This is a genomic window from Rhizobium leguminosarum bv. trifolii WSM2297 (assembly GCF_000271845.1).
Genome location: NZ_JH719395.1, coordinates 1,383,268 through 1,399,874, shown reverse-complemented (window position 1 = coordinate 1,399,874; position 16,607 = coordinate 1,383,268). Strand labels below are relative to the sequence as shown.

Here is a 16,607-nt window from a genome sequence, read left to right as displayed (position 1 = left end):
GCCTTCTGCATCCCGCTCTAAATGGCAATCTGTTCGCCGAGCTCGACGACGCGGTTTGACGGCAGGTTGAAGTAATCGGAGGGATCGATCGCCAAGCCTTCCAATCCCATGAATATGCGCTCCTGCCAGCCCGGCAGGCCGGTGTTCGGCGTCCTCACAAGGTTCCGACGGCCGAGATAGAAGGAGGTCTTCATGATCTCGAACTTGAAACCTCCCTCCCGGCAAAGCGCCAGCGCCCTGGTGACATCGGGATCGTCCATGAAGCCGAAGGTGAGATCAAGGCGCACGAAGCGCGGCGAGAGCTGGCTGATCTTGATGCGCCTGGTGTCGGGGACATAAGGTTCGTCTGCCGTCCAGACGGTCAGGATGACGTTCTGTTGGTGAAGCACGTGGTTGTGCTTGAGATTGTGGAGCAGAACATTCGGCGTCCGATCCGGGACGCTGGTCAGGAAGACTGCCGTTCCCGGAACGGTGACCGGCGAATGTTCCGACTTGCGCTCGATCGATCTGATGAAGGAATCGAGCGGGATCTCGTTGTTGGCGCGCAGCCGCTTCAGATAGGCCTGCCCGCGGGTCCATGTCCACATCAGGATCATGATCGCCAGCGCAAGGGCGACCGGAACCCAGCCACCATCGTAGATCTTCAAGAGGTTGGCCGCCAGGAACAGGACTTCGATGAGGAAGAGCGGCAGCAGCAGGGCAGCGGCGAGCACGAGGGAGTAGCCCCAGACGGCACGCAGGAACTGGAAGACCAGCATGGTCGAGATGACCATGGTTCCGGTCACCGAGATGCCATAGGCCGTCGCCAGCGACTCGGAGTCGCCGAAGGAAAAGATCAGCATCAAGACGCCAACCAGGAGGACAAGATTGACGCTCGGCACATAGATCTGGCCGGTGTTGGTCTCCGACGTGAACTTGATCCTGAGCCGCGGCAGGAAGCCGAGGTGAACCGCCGAGCGGGCCAGCGAAAACGCACCGGTGATAACAGCCTGGCTGGCAATAATCGTCGCCATCGTCGCGAGCAGAACCACCGGCAGCAAGGCCCAATCGGGATACATCAGAAAGAATGGATTGGCAGCCGTTTCGGGATGGGCGAGAACGAGCGCGCCTTGTCCGAGGTAGTTGAGAAGCAAGGCCGGAAAGACGAGCACGAACCATGCCGTCTGGATCGGGCGGCGCCCGAAATGCCCGAGATCGGCATAGAGCGCTTCGCAGCCGGTGACAGTCAGAAAGACGGCGCCGAGCACGATGAGGCCGACAGTGCCGGCATGGGTGAGGAACAGGAATGCATTGACCGGATTGAGCGCCTCCAGAATCGCCCAGTCGTCACCGATATGAATCAGGCCGCCCGCCGCCATCGCCAGAAACCACAACACCGTGATCGGCCCGAAAAACATCGAGACGGCAGCCGTTCCCCGCGACTGGACGCCAAACAGAACGATCATGATCGCAGCCGAAGCCAGCGGGACGTAGTCGGCAAAGGCCGGTGTGACGAGCTTCAGGCCTTCGAGCGCCGACATGACCGACAGAGCTGGTGTGATCATTGCATCGCCGATGAAGAGAGCCGCTCCAATCAGGCCGGCGAAGAAGAGCACGGGGACGTTTCGTCCCATCTTCTTCATCAGGAGGGCGAGAAGCGAAAGCGTGCCGCCTTCGCCGTCATTGTCCGCCCTGAGAAGGAAGAGCACATATTTGAAGGTCACAATGATCGTCAGCGTCCAGACCATCAGCGAAATGAGACCGATGACCTCGGCCTCGTGCACGCCATCGGCGGCAAACGGCCTCAGCGCCTCACGAAGGGCATAGAGCGGGCTGGTGCCGATATCGCCATAGACGACGCCGATCGCGCCGACGACCAGTCCGGCAAAGCCCTTTCGGCTGGCACCTTCACCCTTATTGTCTGCATGTGTTGACGTCATGGTTCCCCGCTCATGCCACTTGGCCATGAACACAAACATATGCCGCATTGCAGAACGGCAAGTAAATTGATGTGGGCGCGAATCTTTTGTGAGGGGAGAAGGCGGGCTGAGGCGGGCACCATCCTCTCGTGATGTCACAAGCGGTCGGCCCGATAACTGCTTGCTGCAAGCCGCCAACCCTCTGAAAGGAACGGCGGCGCCGGCATGCTGACAGGAACTGTCAGCAACGGTGGGAGATAACCACGGGAACCGCGGACTTTGGGGCCAGTCGCCATTTCGTCGGAATGTCCGGTTATGCCGCTCGGATGCCTGGGCTTCAATCCGCCCCAATCGGAGCAAGTCCCGAGATGAAGCCGCATCATCGCATTTTCTTCATTCAATTTGCCGTGGCCCTTTCCGTCGGTGCATTTCTTTCGCGGCTGCCCGACCTTCAGCGCAAGTTCGGCCTGGCTGAAGGAGAGCTCGGCCTTTTGCTCGCTGTCTTGTCGTTAGGTGTTCTCTGCGGGCTGACGTTCTCGGTGAGGTTCATCGAGCGGCTCGGTGCGCGCAGAACCGCCTTCGTCACTGTCTTCGGCGCATCGCTGTTTTTGGCGCTGATCCCCTGGATGCCTTCAGCTGAACTGGCGGTGCCATTGTTCTTCATTGCCGGCATTTTCACCGGGGCATTCGAGATCAACGCCAATATCGAAACCGATCGCCACGAGGCGCTGCTCGGATACCGCATCATGAGCCGGGCGCACGGCATGTGGAGCCTAGGCTTCTGCCTCACCGCCCTGGTTGCCGCCGGCTTGCGGCAGGCTGCCGTCTCCATCGAACTGCATACCTTCCTCACCTTCGTCATTGTCTTGATTGCGGGGTCGATCGTTTTCTCCGGGATCGAGAATGCGCCCAAGCGGCGCGATGCTCACCCCGGACATGCACCGCTTATCGCCTTTCCCACCCGCGGGCTGCTGCCCCTTTGCCTCGTCGGCGCAGCTCCGCTTCTAGCGGAAGGTGCAAGCGTCGATTGGTCGGCGATCTATATGCGCGACGTATTTGCCGTCCAACCATTCGTCGGCGGGCTCGGCGTGACCATCTTCTCCTTGCTGATCGCCATCGGGCGGCTCGGCATGGACCCTGTCATCGACCGCTTCAATCCACGCCCGGTGGCAATAACTCTCCTTGCGATCACGGCCATCGGTGTCGTGATGGTTGCGACGGCGACGCATCCTGTTGTGGCGCTCGCGGGCTTTGGCCTGACGGGGATCGGCTGTTCATCGGTCTATCCGCTTGCCATCTCGGCTGCGGCCCGACGCACGGATAGACCCGCACCGGTCAGCGTCGCAGCACTCGGGCAGACAACGTTTCTCGTGTTTTTCGCCGGGCCGCCGCTGCTCGGATTCGTTGCCGAACACGTCGGCATCCGCTTTTCCTACTGGGCAGTGGTCCCTGTTCTTGCCGCGGCACTTCTGGTCACCAGGGCGCTTGCCGCCGATCCTGCCCCGGTTACAGGCCAGCCCGAACCGGTGCAACCCCACGGTTAACTCGCCGCGCCGGCTAGCCGCCGTTCGGCAGCGTCCACGTCCGCGACTGGAAGGGGTGGCCCCCTGGTTTTTTGCCGGTGAAGGGCAGCGAATGCAATGTATTTCCTGTCGCTGCGAAGTATTACTCATGGCTATCGGAAATATAGCTCGTATAGGTGATGACCAGGTGTGCGCAGTGCTGTCAACTCTTTGGCGAATGATCTTGTTGCTCAATCACTTGCGGGTGCGGTCCGTCTCCTCGTCGTGAAACCGGTTCGGATGGGTGAAACTCCAGCCTTTCCGCCTGCAAACCATGCGTTTTGCGGGATTTTCAATAGTCGTGTCCGGCCCCAAGGGAGGCCCGCCTGCGCCGGCTCGACGCCTTGATTCAGACCAATTTCTGCCGCCAAAATGCCAGTATTAGTTGTTTCTAAATCACGCCATAATTGGCATTTACGTTGCTGCGCCTGTTTTATTCTTCGCCACATTTCAGAAGTTCAGCGTTTATACAAAACAATGGTGGGTAACTATGAAGGTTATTCTCGTCATCGTCCTCACGGCGCTTGCCGTGCCCTGTGAGGCGGACATGCTGGGCACGGCATCGAAGTACAAAAGCATGCACGAACGCTCCATCTCCTTCCTCAGCGTCAATCCCCGCAGGGTGTCGTGGTGCGGGGCGTTCCTGGCCTTTATTGCCAAGCGATCGGCGCGCGAGCCGCCGCCCAATCCCAACATGGCGGCGTCCTGGAGGAAGTTCGGCAAGCCGGTGTTCTTCTGGGCCGCCCGGCGAGGGGATGTCGTGGTCATCCGCACCGGCAAGCGCTTTCATGTGAGCCTTTTCGATCACATCGACCAGCGCCGGCAGTACGTCTACCTGTTCGGCGGCAATCAATCCAACCGGGTGCAACTGTCCAGATATCGCGCCAGCTCGGTCGTCGCAGTGCGACGATGATGCCGGCTTGTCGCGGCGAAGCTGAGTTCGTCAGCGCCGATGGCCGACCTCGTCCTTCGAGGCCCCGTCGGGGCACCTCAGGATGAGGGCGGAGAGAGGGTGCGGCTTGTGTCAGCGGATGGTGTCGCTGCATCCCAGCAAAGGACGCATCGGCGCGTTAGCACGGGCGGGAATTGCCGCTGACGCTCCTGAACGCAGCGATGATGCTCTCCGCCGCCAGTTCCGCCTGGTCCGATGTCGTCTGGAAATTGGTGACGGAGAGGCGCAAGACGTCGCGGCCGTGCCATTTGGCGCCGCCGGCGAAGATCAGGCCATCTGTCTGGATCTTTTCGATCGTCTTTCGGGTCAGCGCATCACCTTCTTCGTCCGGGTGGCCAGCTCCGAAGCGGATAACGAGCTGGTTCAGCGTTACCTCGTTTAGAATGGCGATGCCGGGCTCGCGCCCGAGTAGATCAGCTGCAACCCGTGCCGAGGCGCAGCACTGGTCGATGAGGGCGGCCACACCTTCGCGGCCGAGATGTTTCAGCATCGCCCAGGTGGCAAAGCCGCGCGCCCTTCTTGATAACTCCGGCACGTAATGGGAGGGATCACGCTCGCCTTCGCCCGCAAGCGGCAGATAGCTTGCGGCGATCGTCATGGCGCGGCGATGGGCGAGTTCGTTGCGGACGATCGCATAGCCGCAATCATAGGGTGTCTGCAGCCATTTGTGGCCGTCAGTCGCCCAGCTTTCGGCGGCTTCGATGCCGCGGCTGAGATGGCTGGTCTTCACCGACGCCTGTGCCCAGAGGCCGAAGGCGCCGTCGATATGGACCCAGGCGCCTTTCGCTTTCAACAGTGGAATGATGGCGGCGAAGTCGTCGAAAGCGCCGGTATTGATCTGCCCTGCCTGGAGAATGGCGATGACGGGACCGGAGACCGTATCGAGCGCGCCCTCCAGCGCGGCCGGATCCATCCGTCCCACAACATCGGTGCGCACGCGCAGCACGCGATCATGGCCGAGGCCCAGGAATTGCAGCGCAGAGAACACCGTCGTGTGGGCGTCGTCACCGATCAGCACGGTGATTTCGGGCGCGCCGAACAGGCCCTTGGCATCGGCATCCCAGCCGACTTGGCGCAGCACCTCGCCGCGGGCGGCGGCAAGGCAGGTGAAGTTCGCCACCGTCGCGCCCGTGACGAAGCCGACCGAGCTTTCAGCCGGCAGCTTCAGGAGATCGAGAAGCCATCTCGCAGCGACGGTCTCGACGGCGGCCGCGGCCGGAGCGGCGGTATGGTTTCCGGCATTCTGGCCCCAGGCGCTGGTGAGGAAATCGGCTGCGACGCCGACAGGATGAGAGCCGCCGATGACCCAGCCGAAGAAGCGTGGGCCGGTGGTTGCATGCAGCCCGGGTTCGGCATCATTCGCCAGTTGCCTGACGACATCGAGCATGTCGGAACCGGCGGCCGGCAGCGGCTCGTCGAAACAGGCAAGTGAGGCGGCATAGTCGTGAGTGGGCAGGTGGCGGGGAGGTGCTGCCTGCCGAAACCCCGCCGCAAGCTGGGCGGCTTCCTGAAACAGAGATGCAATGGCCGACATCGGGATCCCCCTGCCGACCCCGAAGGCGTACCTCGAAACCAGGCTGCCGGCACCGCGCAATCTAGCCTATATCGCCGGCATTGTCTTGGCGAACCCTCTCGCCAATGGCGTCAGCGTGGAATAAGCAGCCACGCGGGCTTCTCGCCTTTACCGGGATGCTTAAGATAAATCGAGCAGTGCGGGAGTTGTTTCCTTATTTCCATCCAATAACTACCTTGTCATATGCTGGAAATTTCTGAAATGCTTAACATATGCTTAAAATCTATTGCCTTTTCTACAAGTATCCTCCAATAATGCGAAAATATCATTTCGCGCCGCTGTCAAGGCCGCTCTGCCAATCAGCGAGGGTTATGCACTGAAGTATTTCGCTCTCTATACGCTGGTCTGCATGATGGTCGGGATAGTTCTTCTCGTCATTATCAATCAGATTGCACCCTTCAAGATGGTCAAGCCGAGCGATCAAGCGACCGAGTTGTCAACTGATGAAGCGGCGACGGGGTCAACCGAGCAGCCGGACAATCTGGTCGTACGGTCGACGCCCGAACCGGCGACCGAGCGACCGGCCGCCCGCCCGTCTGATCAATGGGACCTCCGGCCAACGAACCAGCCGACCGCCGGGGATCAGTCGGGCGTCCGCAAGGGTGGCCGGGTGGGAACCCCGGCGCAGTGATTGCAGGCGGGACATCGGCCTCGCCCTTCGAGCTTGTCGCCGGGGGCCGCAGTGAAGCTCCCCCGGGCGCTGGCGCAACATAGCCAGGGCCAAATCCCGGTGCCCTCGCTACCTGTTATCGAGGCCACACCTATCCTCCTTCATTCCTGTGCTCGGCCGTGAATGACTCTATGCGGCTTTGAAGAAGACCCCTCCCGCGCCCAAGGACTTAGGCGCGCTGGATCCCTGTGACATCCCCCGGGTCAAAGCCCGAACACAGGGATGTGGGAGGCGAGGTGGGGCGATTCCTGCCAAATCTTCCGCGCTTGCATCGGCCGGAGCCCTCTGTAATGACGGTGGTGAGATATCCCAGGAGGTTTCCGATGGATGCAGGCGGTGTGACGATCAGGCTTATCCAGGCAGACGAGGTGGAAGCTTTCCGGCGCATTCGTCTGGAAGCGCTTCGCGCCGAACCCGCCTCCTTTGCCAGCCGTTACGAAGACTGGGCGGCTCTTTCCCTCGAGGAGTGGTGTAACCGCCTGAGCGAGCCGGTTTTCATTGCGTTTCAGGACTCCGCCCCCGTCGGAATCATGGGGCTGTTTCGGCAACGGTCGAGCAAGATGGCGCATCGCGCCACGATCGTCTCGGTCTATGTGCGCGCCGACCTGCGTGGAACGGGTCTTGCCCAGAGGCTGCTGCAGGCGGTTTCCGACCACGCTCGCCAAATCGGCATCCGCCAGTTGGAACTCTTCGTCAGCGCGGAGAACCCGGCGGCAATCCGGTTTTATCAGCGACAGGGCTTCTCCGAGGTCGGCAGGATCCCTGCCGGGGTTGTGGAAGAGGGCCGGGAGATCGACGACGTCATCATGGCCCGCCGTTTGGTCGATTAGGCCTCACGCGGAATTTCAGCGCAATCGCTTTAACTGACCTATTGACCTCAACCGCGGTTGGGGTCGGAGGATGCCGGCATAGGCTGGAGGTTTGCCGTGACGAGAATTCTGAAAGACGAGGATCTGGTCGGCAATGCATTGATGCGTGTCGCCATCGATGCGCTCGAGACCGCTTTTGTCGCGAGAGCCGGCAATCGGCTGGTTTCTCCGCCCCGGCATCATGTGTCCTTTGCCGATCGAGGCGATCTCGTCTTCACCGTCGGCGGCATGCTTGGCGACAAACCGCTCGCGGGTTTCCGCGTCTACGAAACATTCGACGGGGCGGAGCATTCGCAGATCGTCGCGGTGTGGTCGGCCGACGACGCCAGGCTCAAGGGCATTGTTCTCCGGGAGCGCCTCGGCAACCTCAGGACCGGTGCCATCGGAGGTCTGGCCGTCCGCCATCTCAGCGGGCCTGATGCCAGGACCGTCGGGATCATCGGCAGCGGTGCGCAAGCCCGAACCCAGCTTGCCGCGGCCGCCGCCGTTCGAAAACTGGACCGCGCCCGCGTCTATAGCCGCGACGAGAAAAAACGCGCCGCCTTCGCAAGCGAGATGCAGGACGTCCTGGGGCTGGAGGTGGAACCTGTCGAAAGCGTCGCTGAGGCCGTTGATGAGGCCGATATCGTCATCTGCGCGACGACGAGCCGAAAGCCCGTCATCCATGCGCGCGATCTGAAGCCCGGCGCGCACGTCAACACGGTCGGCCCGAAAACGCTTCAGGGATACGAACTCGGACTTGATGTCGCGGATGCCGCCGCCGTGATCGCGACGGATTCTCCCGAACAGACCCGGGCCTACGCATCGTCCTTTTTCCTCGCCGGCTCCGGCAACGAAGATCGCATGGCCGATCTTGCCGACATCATTGCCGGGAAGGCGGCCGGACGGAGATCACCCGAGGAGATAACGCTGTTCTGCTCCGTGGGTCTCGCCGGAACAGAAGTCGCCGTCGCCTCTGCGATCCTCGATAAGTTGGGTGTGTCGGCGGAGATTTTGATTCATGAGTAGGCTTCAAGTCTTTGTTTTCATGCAGTTCATTGCTGGGTCTTTAGGAGACGAGAGCAGGAGATCCATGACGTCAAATGAGTGGACGGCATCCTCCAACGCCCCTCATCCTGAGGTGCGTAGCCCACAGGGCGGAGCCTCGAAGGACATGCCGCAGCATTGCTCCCTGCATTCTTGAACCGCCGGCGCCTCGTCTTGCTCTTTCGAGGGGCGTTGGCGCGAGTAGGGGCGAGAGGCGGACGCCCCCGCTAAATTCCAGAGGGCCTCATCCTAAAGTGCCCCGCAGGGGACTCGAAGGAGGAGGCGGGTGTTTCGACATCGGAGGCATGCAAGGAGCAGCGTTGCGGCGTGTCCTTCGAGGCTTCGCCCTGTGGGCTGCGCACCTCAGGATGAGGGACGTTGGAGGGCACCGCGCTCTTAGCCGGCCGGGTTCCGGCAACGGAGATCGCATGGCCGACCTTGCTGCTTCGGCAATCCTCGATATCCTCTGAACCGTTTCTCACGGCAGGCCCAGGACATCTCGCATGCCGTATTCGCCGGGTGTGCGGCCTGCGATCCAGCGGGCGGCGGCAAGTGCGCCGCGGGCGAACATGCCGCGATCGAGAGCCGAATGCGAGAGCGTCACGACTTCCTCGGCTGATGCAAACAGCACGCTGTGTTCTCCGACGAGCCCGCCGGCGCGCAACACGGCGAAGCCGATTTCGCCGGGCGGCCGCTCGCTGGTGATGCCGTCGCGGCCGCGACGCTCGACGGAGGCGAGGGAAACGCCGCGGCCCTCGGCGGCTGCTTCGCCAAGCATCAGCGCCGTGCCGGATGGTGCATCGATCTTCCTGTTGTGATGGGCTTCGAGAATTTCGATATCCCAACCTTCAGCGGGAAGGGCGCGCGCGGCCTGAGCGACGAGGCTGAGCAGGATATTCAGGCCGATGGAGAAATTGCCGGAGCGCAGAATCGGAATCGTCCGGGCGGCCTCCGTGATCCGCTCCAGTTCATCCAGCTCGAAACCCGTCGCCCCGATCACCAGAGCCGGGCCGCCTGCTGATGCGCACAAGCCGGCAAGTTCGGCGGCCGCACGCCCCGTCGTGAAATCCAGGATAACGTCGGCGGTCGCGATTGCGACCGAACGGTCGATCAGCCCGGCGCCCGCAGAGCCCTCACGGCCGGGCCGCCGACGAAGGCAAAAGCCGGATCAGCGGCCAGCAGCGGCACGATGGTGCGGCCCATGCGGCCGTTCGCGCCGGCGACCGCTATTTTGATCGGGGAGGTCACGGTGTTTCCTTGGCTCGCAATATTTCCTATGGAGCGGCTGTTTACATTCGGCACTCGCGCCGGAGAAGGGAATTTGCAACTACCGTATTCGGCTCTCAACGAAAAGCCGGATCTCCGGTGCCGATCTGAGGTTACCAGTTGCCGGGGTCGGCGGTGTGATCGATGCTTGCGAATTCGTCAGCCTTATTCCGGTCCAGCTTTATCTCGATGGTTGCCTTCGTCTCGTCGGTGACCGAATAGCTGTCAGGGACCGGTTCCCTGGAAAGCTCCTGGTAGACGAGCAAGGCGGCCTCTTCGGCGGTATCTGCCTCGATCTCGCGTGTGAGGGTGACGGTGAACTTGTGCATGGCTTCGGCCCTTTCGATCGGCGCGCAGGCGATGCGCAGCTTGCGCAGTCTGACACGAGATTTGTGGCAAGAACACAAAAAGCGTGTCGCTTAGAATTTGATTCATGCGACCGTCTCAGCTCTTTGTTTTTATAGATATCGTGGTCCCATAATTGCCGGAACTTTTCGACGAACTGACAGGGGAGGAGAGATCATGCGCCTGAACCAGGTGACCGTTACGATGCCTGACCTCGATGCGGGCTGGAATTTCTACTGCGTCCTTGGTCTCAGACCCGTCGTCGACGCCCGTCCACGGTATGCGCGCTTCGCCTGCCCGGACGGAGACAGCACCTTCTCCCTGCATCAGGGCGAAAATGGCGGTGGTGGAACCACAGTCTATTTCGAGTGCGAGAGGCTGGACGAGACGGTTGGCCGTCTCAGCGAGGCCGGTCTTCGTTTCGTGAGCGGCCCCGAGGACAAGAGTTGGCTCTGGCGCGAAGCGGAATTGCTCGATCCTGGCGGCAACCGCATCATCCTTTATTTCGCCGGATCGAACCGCGTCGATCCACCGTGGCGAGTGGATCAAGGCGGCCCGTCCGAAACCCGTGTTTCGGAGGCGCCGCAATCTCCCTTGTTCCGAAGTCCCCGAATTGAACCTGAATGATGGCGATGGCCACCGAGAGGCTCGGCGGCATCGACGATGTAGGAGCGCTCAGCAGTCGTAGAGGAAATAAGCTGTAAGGGCTGGAGAAACACGGTTTGCTTCTTATTTCACGGAGGAAATGCGAAACGAAAAGCGAAAGGACCCGCGCAATGGCAAAGAACACGATCTGCGTATGGTACGACAAAGACGCCGAGGCGGCTGCCCGCTTTTATGCCGCGACGTTTCCCGACAGTGCCGTGGGCGCCGTCATTCGGGCGCCGGGAGATTATCCGGATGGCAAGCAGGGAGACGTGCTGGTTGTTGAATTCACAGTGGCGGGGATTGCCTGCATCGGCCTGAACGGCGGCCCCACGTTCAAACACAGTGAGGCTTTCTCGTTCCAGATCGCAACCGACGATCAGGAGGAAACCGACCGCTACTGGAACGCCATTGTCGGCAATGGCGGCCAGGAAAGTGAGTGCGGCTGGTGCAAGGATAAATGGGGCGTGTCCTGGCAGATCACGCCGCGTGTCCTTTCCGAAGCGCTGGCGGCGGGTGGCGGCCAAGCAAAGCGTGCTTTCGATGCGATGATGACGATGCGGAAGATCGACATTGCTGCGATCGAGGCGGCTCGGCGCGGCTGAGGCGCCGTCGCCCTCCGAAGCAGAGAGGCGGCGGGCTGTCAGAACCAGAGGTCGCGCACGCAGCGCCCTTTGGAAGGAAGGTCTTCGAACGTGTCCAACCCGTCGAAATGATCGATGGGCAGATCGGCAACGAGATCCGGTGGCGCAAGCCGCATGTTGACCGCCATGCGCCGGCGGCCGTCTTTCTGAAGCCGCAGGCCGCGCCAGCTCAAGACGCAGGCGCAGGATGGGCAGAACAATATTTCGAGGGACGAGGTCTCCCGGCCGGAGCGGGTGTAGGAGGCGGTCTGCCCGGTGAGCGCGATCCTCTCGCCTTCGTAGTCATAGGCCCAGAGGGTTCCGTAGCGGCGGCAGAGGGTGCAGTTGCAGGCGGTAATCGAGCCGGGATCGCCTTCGAGCGTCCAGCCCGCCTTACCGCAATGACATGAGCCCGTCAGCATGATGGTCGGTCCGATCCCGCTTACTGTTCCGTGACGGTATCGTGCCCCAACGGCGCGATGACCGCAACTGGGGCGTTCGGGCGCCTGGCTTTTCATGTTCCCAAGCGGGCTTTCGCGATAAACTTCCATCTCGTCGATTTTTTGAAGTTTCTAGTTGAGATTGCAGTCGGAAGGTGGTCCCATGCGACCCTGCGTAGCTGAGTCCACGCCTTCTCCCGATTTTTGATCCGAGTGGCCCATGTCGATTTCAGATGCGATCTACCGTCCCTTCGAAACCTTGATCCGGCCGCTCGATATTCCCTATCGGCCGCTGCCGTCGAAGGGACCGGTAACGGTGCTCCTGCATTTCATCTCGATGTTTCGGGGTGTGCTGATTGCGCTGGCAGTTTGCTCCATGGTGTTCGAAGTGATCAACCTGACGATCGTCTGGGGACTTTCGGTCATCGTCGATGGCGTGACGCAACAGGGCGCTCCCGCCTTCCTGCGCGATGAATGGCTGCTGTTGACCATTCTCGGCTTGCTGATTTTTCCGGTCATGCCGATTGTGTCGTTCATGCTCAATACATTGAATTCGCACACGCTCGGCATCGGCATGCCGGCTGCCATTCAATGGCAAGGCCACAAGGCTGTCGAGCGGCAGGACCTTGCCTTTTTCCATGATCTCTATGCCGGCCAGGTTTCCTCCCGGCTGCAGCAGGTCTCTTCCGCCGTCCAGCAGCAGATCCTTGCCGCCTTCCAGTCCATCCCACGCTTCCTCATGCAGTTGGTGGGCTCCGTGATCCTGCTGAGCGCGCTCGCGTGGCAGCTTGCCCTGCCTGTCGTCATATGGATCGTACTCAATGTCGTATTCACCGCCAGGATCGTGCCGATCTTCGTCGAGCGCTCGCGCCGCACCGCCAAGCAGCGCAGCCTGGTCGCCGGCGCCATCACCGATCTCTACACCAATATGCAGATGATCAAGCAGTTTGCGGCTGAAGATAGCGAGGCAGGCGCGATCCGCCGCATCATAGGAAAGGCCGTGCAGACGCAGCACAGCGAACAGCGCATTTATCGTTCGTCGGAATTGACGGTCGTGGTTCTCAATACGCTGCTGTGGCTGACCATGTTGGCGATCGGATTTTCCGGCCTCGTCAAAGGCTTTCTCACGGTCGGCGAATTCGTCGGGGCGGTCTACATTCTCAACCGGCTGTCAACGCAGATATTCGTCTTCCTGCAGATGGGCCAACAGATATTCCAGGCGATCGGCACGATCAAGGATGCCATGCCTGTTATGACGACACCGCCCAGCATCACCGACCGGCCGGATGCGAAGGACCTTGTCGCCGAGCGTGGTGAAATCCGTTTCGAAAATGTCCGCTTCGCCTACAAGTCGGGCAAGCCGGTTATCGACGAGCTGTCGCTGACGGTCCGGCCCGGCGAGAAGGTGGGCCTGGTCGGCCTGTCCGGGGCCGGAAAGACAACGCTCGCAAATCTGCTCTTACGCTTCTACGACATTGGCGACGGCGCGATCCTGATCGACGGGCAGGATATCCGCGCGGTGACGCAGGCGAGCCTTCGCCGCGCCATTGGCGTCATCGCCCAGGACGTCGCGCTGCTGCACCGTTCGGTCGGCGACAATATCCGTTACGGCCGGCCGGAGGCGACGATGGACGAGATCGAAGAGGTGGCGAAGATGGCAAGCGCCGATGCCTTCATTGCCGATCTTTCGGACGGCGAGGGCCGCAGGGGTTATGAAGCCTTCGTCGGCGACCGCGGCATCAAGCTCTCCGGCGGCCAGCGCCAGCGCGTGGCAATCGCCCGCGTTCTGCTGAAGGACGCACCGATTCTGGTGCTCGATGAGGCGACCTCAGCCCTCGACAGCGAATCTGAAGCCGCCATCCAGGAAAGGCTGAACCTCGTCATGGAGGGAAAGACGGTGATCGCCATCGCGCACCGCCTCTCAACCATCGCCAGGATGGACAGGATCGTCGTGCTCGATCACGGGCGGATCATAGAGGAGGGCAGGCCGGACGAACTGGTCGAACGGGACGGGCTGTTTGCCCGCCTGTGGAAACGCCAGACCGGCGGCTTCATTCCCGAAGACATCGAGGAACCATCACCGGCCTCGCCCGGAGGCTGATCGCGCATTTTAGGAGGGTCGGCGCCCCTTGACGAGAGCGGAGGCATTCCTGTCTGTTGCAGTCGGGCAAATGGGGGCAGGGTGGTCATGTTCAATTCGTCGGGCATCTCGGGTCTACGCGACCCCGATGTCACCATCCGCCGTATTCTGAAGGTCAATCATGCGGGCGAATTCGGCGCTATCCGGATCTATGGCGCCCAGATTCTGATCGCCCGGCGGCTGTTTCCTGACATCGTGCCGGCGCTGGAAGAAATGCGTGAGGACGAGATCGAGCATTGCCGCCTATTTCGCGAGGCGATGCCTGCAAGGAGCGCCAAGCCCTGCCGCGTCATGGCATTCTGGAGTCTCGGCGGTTTCGTGCTCGGCATGCTGACGGCGCTTGGCGGACGCGACATGATCTGGATCTGCACCGAGGCGGTCGAAAGCACGGTCCATCGCATCTCGAAGACCAATTGGCTTTCCTTACCGAGCGCGATCCCGAGCTGAATGCCCTTATCGGGTCGATACAGGAACAGGAGCTGGCGCATCTCCGGAAAGCCGAAGATAGCCAGAAGAGGCGGGGTCTGAGCCACGCATTGCTCCTGCCCGTCATCGGCGCCCTGACCGATCTGATGATCTGGCTTTCCACCTGGGGAGACTCCAGCTGGATGCGCGCCGAGATGGCACGTGCGGGGAAGGGATAGGCTACTCGACAAGCCCGAAGATCGGGCCGTAGCCGCCGTGCCAGGAGCGGTCGTTGCGGCCCATTGCCGGATCGTAAAGCCCCACACCTCGTCCGCCATCGAGAAACAAAGCATCCGGGCATTCCAGCCGGTCGCGGAAGAGCCGCGCGAAATCTTGGAAATTCACCCCGTCTTCGCTGATCGCCAAGCGAACCGTGCCGGCCCCCCAGATGCCGACACCGCTTCGGCGGGTTCGGTCCGTCGAGCCGGGAATGAAGATCGGGTTGAGCTTGCCGGCGATCACGAGCATCGGGCCGGACTGCGTGGCGAACCGCACCTTGGGCGCACGTTTCAAAAATTCATCGGTCGGCAGTATGGCGGCGCCAGTTTCACCCAGAAAGAACACGCCGTTCGGCTTCTTGTAGAAATTCGGCACCTGGCCGGCGGAGCTTTCGGCCTTTGCTGTATTGGCGGGTTTCAGTTCCCTGCTATTTTCGACATACAGCCCCATCGGGGAAAAATCGGCCCGGTACATGCCGGCGTTGACGGCCAAGGTCAGCGTTTTCCCCTCGGCGCGAACGGCTTCGGCAACACTTGAAAAGGCGCGGTATGGCTCGCCATCGGCGCCTTTCCAGAACAGGCGCAGGTCGGCCTTCCCCGCATCCAGCGTACAGACGACGTATTTCGCCTCTTCGAAAGTTTCCTGTTCGCATGGCTCGGCATGCGCTTGTTGCCCGGATACCATCGCTGCGGCCAGCATCATGGCCGCACTGAGCAGGCCCTGTTTGAGATAGGTCATGGGGTCACGTCCTCGAACTGCTCACCATGTGCCTGCCAAAGCCGCGCCGGCGAGCAGCACGCTCGTCAGGATATTGGCGAGAAACAGGCGATAATTCAGATCCGGGCGGGCAAGGTCGATCCGCCGGGTCTGCCAGGCAAGGTGGGCCGCGATCACCAGCATTGCGACCGCATAAGGCGGCGACATCTCCAACAGCCAGCCGCCGAGCGACCACGCTCCAACGGCCAGAGCATAGAACAAGCCGATCCACGTTTTGCCGCGCCGTCCAAACAGGATCGCCGTGGATTTCAGGCCGAGGCGGGTGTCATCCCTCACGTCGACATAGGCATAAACCGTATCATAACCGATCTGCCAGGCGATGGCCCCGGCCCACATCAGAACGGCGCCGGCCGGGATATGGCCGGCAATCTCGGCCCATGCCATCAGCATCCCCCAATTGAACGCCGCGCCCAGGACGGCCTGTGGCCAATGGGTGAAGCGTTTGCAGAGCGGATAAAGGAAGACGAGCGGCAGAACCGATATCGCCACCAGGCGTGTATAGGGTGTCAGAAAGGCAAGAAGCGAGGCCGCAGCCATGAGTTCCAGGGCCAGAAAGACGAAGGCTTGCAGCGTGCGGAGTTCTCCGCTTGCAAGCGGCCGGAAACGAGTCCGCTCCACATGGCCGTCAAACTTCCGATCGGCGATGTCGTTGACGGTGGAACCGGCGCTTCTCATCAGCAAGGCGCCGATAGAGAAGATCACGAGTTCCCCGAGGTCCGGCAGGCCGTGCGATACCTGGATCAGGGCAGCCCAGCACGGGAAAAGCGTCAGCCATATTCCGACTGGACGATCCAGCCTTGCCAGCCGCGTGTATGGCCGCCAGGTGGCCGGTAATCGACGATCCACCCAGTCGCCATGATGGATGTCGCTGAGATCAGGGCGGCTGAGAGTCGTCATTGAGGTGCCCCGAGATTCCTATCGCACTAACCTGGGATGACTCAGGTTTTCATCGCCATCGGCGGCGCCCAGCATAGGAATTTTTGCAAGCACCGCAACGGCCGTTTGCCGCGACGGGCATGCGATAATTTTTCGCAAACCGCCGAGGCCACGTCCCGCCTTCCGTGACGCAGCTTCTCGTCTCCCCCCCCAGCGGGGAGAAGATGCCTATCGAGGCAGACGACGATGGGGAGTGTTAGC

The 16,607-nt window shown here is 61.4% G+C and carries 15 protein-coding genes and 2 pseudogenes; 10 read left to right on the top strand and 7 right to left on the bottom strand.

Translation table 11 applies throughout. The annotated features are described in order from the left end of the window. Window positions 1-17: 17 nt before the first annotated feature. Complete coding sequence (locus RLEG4DRAFT_RS22150) at window positions 18-1,919, bottom strand: potassium transporter Kup (protein ID WP_037094712.1); 1,902 nt, start codon at window positions 1,917-1,919, stop codon at window positions 18-20. A 347-nt stretch (window positions 1,920-2,266) separates the two neighbouring features. Here RLEG4DRAFT_RS22150 and RLEG4DRAFT_RS22145 point away from each other — a divergent pair, with 347 nt between their 5' ends. Both RLEG4DRAFT_RS22145 and RLEG4DRAFT_RS22140 read left to right on the top strand, forming a co-directional pair. Next, window positions 2,267-3,442, top strand: coding sequence for an MFS transporter (locus tag RLEG4DRAFT_RS22145; protein ID WP_003580063.1), 1,176 nt, complete (start codon window positions 2,267-2,269; stop codon window positions 3,440-3,442). A gap of 508 nt (window positions 3,443-3,950) precedes the next feature. Next, window positions 3,951-4,373: a TIGR02594 family protein gene (locus RLEG4DRAFT_RS22140; RefSeq protein ID WP_003580062.1), complete on the top strand. Its 423-nt coding sequence runs from the start codon at window positions 3,951-3,953 to the stop codon at window positions 4,371-4,373. Window positions 4,374-4,530: 157 nt separating this feature from the next. Here RLEG4DRAFT_RS22140 and RLEG4DRAFT_RS22135 read toward each other — a convergent pair whose 3' ends face one another. Further along, a complete protein-coding gene (locus RLEG4DRAFT_RS22135; RefSeq protein WP_003580061.1) occupies window positions 4,531-5,946 on the bottom strand; it encodes a pyridoxal phosphate-dependent decarboxylase family protein in 1,416 nt (471 codons plus the stop codon). On the opposite strand from RLEG4DRAFT_RS22135, the gene RLEG4DRAFT_RS52985 reads away from it, so the two are divergent. The 4 genes from RLEG4DRAFT_RS52985 (at window position 5,936) to RLEG4DRAFT_RS22120 (ending at window position 8,532) form a co-directional block, all read left to right on the top strand. Beyond that, on the top strand, window positions 5,936-6,070 hold the full coding sequence (locus RLEG4DRAFT_RS52985; protein WP_280804405.1) for a hypothetical protein: 135 nt from the start codon (window positions 5,936-5,938) through the stop codon (window positions 6,068-6,070). The genes RLEG4DRAFT_RS22135 and RLEG4DRAFT_RS52985 overlap by 11 nt on opposite strands. A gap of 264 nt (window positions 6,071-6,334) precedes the next feature. After that, window positions 6,335-6,616 carry a hypothetical protein gene (locus RLEG4DRAFT_RS41130; RefSeq protein WP_348529947.1) on the top strand — a complete coding sequence of 94 codons (282 nt, stop codon included), beginning with the start codon at window positions 6,335-6,337 and terminating at the stop codon, window positions 6,614-6,616. A 362-nt stretch (window positions 6,617-6,978) separates the two neighbouring features. Beyond that, window positions 6,979-7,485, top strand: coding sequence for a GNAT family N-acetyltransferase (locus tag RLEG4DRAFT_RS22125; protein WP_003580059.1), 507 nt, complete (start codon window positions 6,979-6,981; stop codon window positions 7,483-7,485). A gap of 96 nt (window positions 7,486-7,581) precedes the next feature. After that, entirely contained in the window at window positions 7,582-8,532 is a 951-nt protein-coding gene (locus RLEG4DRAFT_RS22120; RefSeq protein WP_003580057.1) for an ornithine cyclodeaminase family protein, read from the top strand. 496 nt (window positions 8,533-9,028) lie between these two features. Here RLEG4DRAFT_RS22120 and dapB read toward each other — a convergent pair. Together dapB and RLEG4DRAFT_RS22110 are read right to left on the bottom strand one after the other, a co-directional pair. Further along, window positions 9,029-9,798, bottom strand: a pseudogene (gene dapB / locus RLEG4DRAFT_RS22115) (4-hydroxy-tetrahydrodipicolinate reductase). A gap of 131 nt (window positions 9,799-9,929) precedes the next feature. Next, window positions 9,930-10,145, bottom strand: coding sequence for a hypothetical protein (locus RLEG4DRAFT_RS22110; protein WP_003580054.1), 216 nt, complete (start codon window positions 10,143-10,145; stop codon window positions 9,930-9,932). A gap of 193 nt (window positions 10,146-10,338) precedes the next feature. Between RLEG4DRAFT_RS22110 and RLEG4DRAFT_RS22105 the strand changes: the two genes are divergently transcribed. Both RLEG4DRAFT_RS22105 and RLEG4DRAFT_RS22100 read left to right on the top strand, forming a co-directional pair. Beyond that, window positions 10,339-10,788, top strand: coding sequence for a VOC family protein (locus RLEG4DRAFT_RS22105; RefSeq protein WP_003580053.1), 450 nt, complete (start codon window positions 10,339-10,341; stop codon window positions 10,786-10,788). A gap of 149 nt (window positions 10,789-10,937) precedes the next feature. Next, entirely contained in the window at window positions 10,938-11,411 is a 474-nt protein-coding gene (locus tag RLEG4DRAFT_RS22100; protein ID WP_003580052.1) for a VOC family protein, read from the top strand. A 38-nt stretch (window positions 11,412-11,449) separates the two neighbouring features. Here the strand turns inward: RLEG4DRAFT_RS22100 and RLEG4DRAFT_RS22095 are convergent, their stop codons facing one another. After that, window positions 11,450-11,851, bottom strand: a complete 402-nt coding sequence (locus tag RLEG4DRAFT_RS22095) for a GFA family protein (RefSeq protein WP_003580051.1) — start codon at window positions 11,849-11,851, stop codon at window positions 11,450-11,452. A gap of 238 nt (window positions 11,852-12,089) precedes the next feature. On the opposite strand from RLEG4DRAFT_RS22095, the gene RLEG4DRAFT_RS22090 reads away from it, so the two are divergent. Both RLEG4DRAFT_RS22090 and RLEG4DRAFT_RS22085 read left to right on the top strand, forming a co-directional pair. Then, the gene (locus tag RLEG4DRAFT_RS22090; RefSeq protein WP_003580050.1) at window positions 12,090-13,970 is read left to right on the top strand and encodes an ABC transporter ATP-binding protein; all 1,881 of its coding nucleotides are present in this window, start codon (window positions 12,090-12,092) and stop codon (window positions 13,968-13,970) included. An 87-nt stretch (window positions 13,971-14,057) separates the two neighbouring features. Further along, window positions 14,058-14,653 (top strand): annotated as a pseudogene (locus RLEG4DRAFT_RS22085) (demethoxyubiquinone hydroxylase family protein). 1 nt (window position 14,654) lies between these two features. Here RLEG4DRAFT_RS22085 and RLEG4DRAFT_RS22080 read toward each other — a convergent pair. After that, window positions 14,655-15,431 (bottom strand): phosphodiester glycosidase family protein, encoded by a 777-nt coding sequence (locus RLEG4DRAFT_RS22080; protein WP_003580048.1) that lies wholly within the window; start codon window positions 15,429-15,431, stop codon window positions 14,655-14,657. A 21-nt stretch (window positions 15,432-15,452) separates the two neighbouring features. Beyond that, window positions 15,453-16,367 (bottom strand): 4-hydroxybenzoate octaprenyltransferase, encoded by a 915-nt coding sequence (gene ubiA, locus RLEG4DRAFT_RS22075; protein ID WP_003580046.1) that lies wholly within the window; start codon window positions 16,365-16,367, stop codon window positions 15,453-15,455. Window positions 16,368-16,607: the final 240 nt, after the last annotated feature.

Coding starts and splice junctions, on each gene's coding strand:
- ubiA (WP_003580046.1), bottom strand. CDS start 16,367: ATGACGACTCTCAGCCGCCCTGATCTCAGCGACATCCATCATGGCGAC.
- RLEG4DRAFT_RS22090 (WP_003580050.1), top strand. CDS start 12,090: ATGTCGATTTCAGATGCGATCTACCGTCCCTTCGAAACCTTGATCCGG.
- RLEG4DRAFT_RS22125 (WP_003580059.1), top strand. CDS start 6,979: ATGGATGCAGGCGGTGTGACGATCAGGCTTATCCAGGCAGACGAGGTG.
- RLEG4DRAFT_RS22080 (WP_003580048.1), bottom strand. CDS start 15,431: ATGACCTATCTCAAACAGGGCCTGCTCAGTGCGGCCATGATGCTGGCC.
- RLEG4DRAFT_RS22135 (WP_003580061.1), bottom strand. CDS start 5,946: ATGTCGGCCATTGCATCTCTGTTTCAGGAAGCCGCCCAGCTTGCGGCG.
- RLEG4DRAFT_RS22105 (WP_003580053.1), top strand. CDS start 10,339: ATGCGCCTGAACCAGGTGACCGTTACGATGCCTGACCTCGATGCGGGC.
- RLEG4DRAFT_RS41130 (WP_348529947.1), top strand. CDS start 6,335: ATGATGGTCGGGATAGTTCTTCTCGTCATTATCAATCAGATTGCACCC.
- RLEG4DRAFT_RS52985 (WP_280804405.1), top strand. CDS start 5,936: ATGGCCGACATCGGGATCCCCCTGCCGACCCCGAAGGCGTACCTCGAA.
- RLEG4DRAFT_RS22100 (WP_003580052.1), top strand. CDS start 10,938: ATGGCAAAGAACACGATCTGCGTATGGTACGACAAAGACGCCGAGGCG.
- RLEG4DRAFT_RS22150 (WP_037094712.1), bottom strand. CDS start 1,919: ATGACGTCAACACATGCAGACAATAAGGGTGAAGGTGCCAGCCGAAAG.
- RLEG4DRAFT_RS22110 (WP_003580054.1), bottom strand. CDS start 10,145: ATGCACAAGTTCACCGTCACCCTCACACGCGAGATCGAGGCAGATACC.
- RLEG4DRAFT_RS22095 (WP_003580051.1), bottom strand. CDS start 11,851: ATGCTGACGGGCTCATGTCATTGCGGTAAGGCGGGCTGGACGCTCGAA.
- RLEG4DRAFT_RS22145 (WP_003580063.1), top strand. CDS start 2,267: ATGAAGCCGCATCATCGCATTTTCTTCATTCAATTTGCCGTGGCCCTT.
- RLEG4DRAFT_RS22140 (WP_003580062.1), top strand. CDS start 3,951: ATGAAGGTTATTCTCGTCATCGTCCTCACGGCGCTTGCCGTGCCCTGT.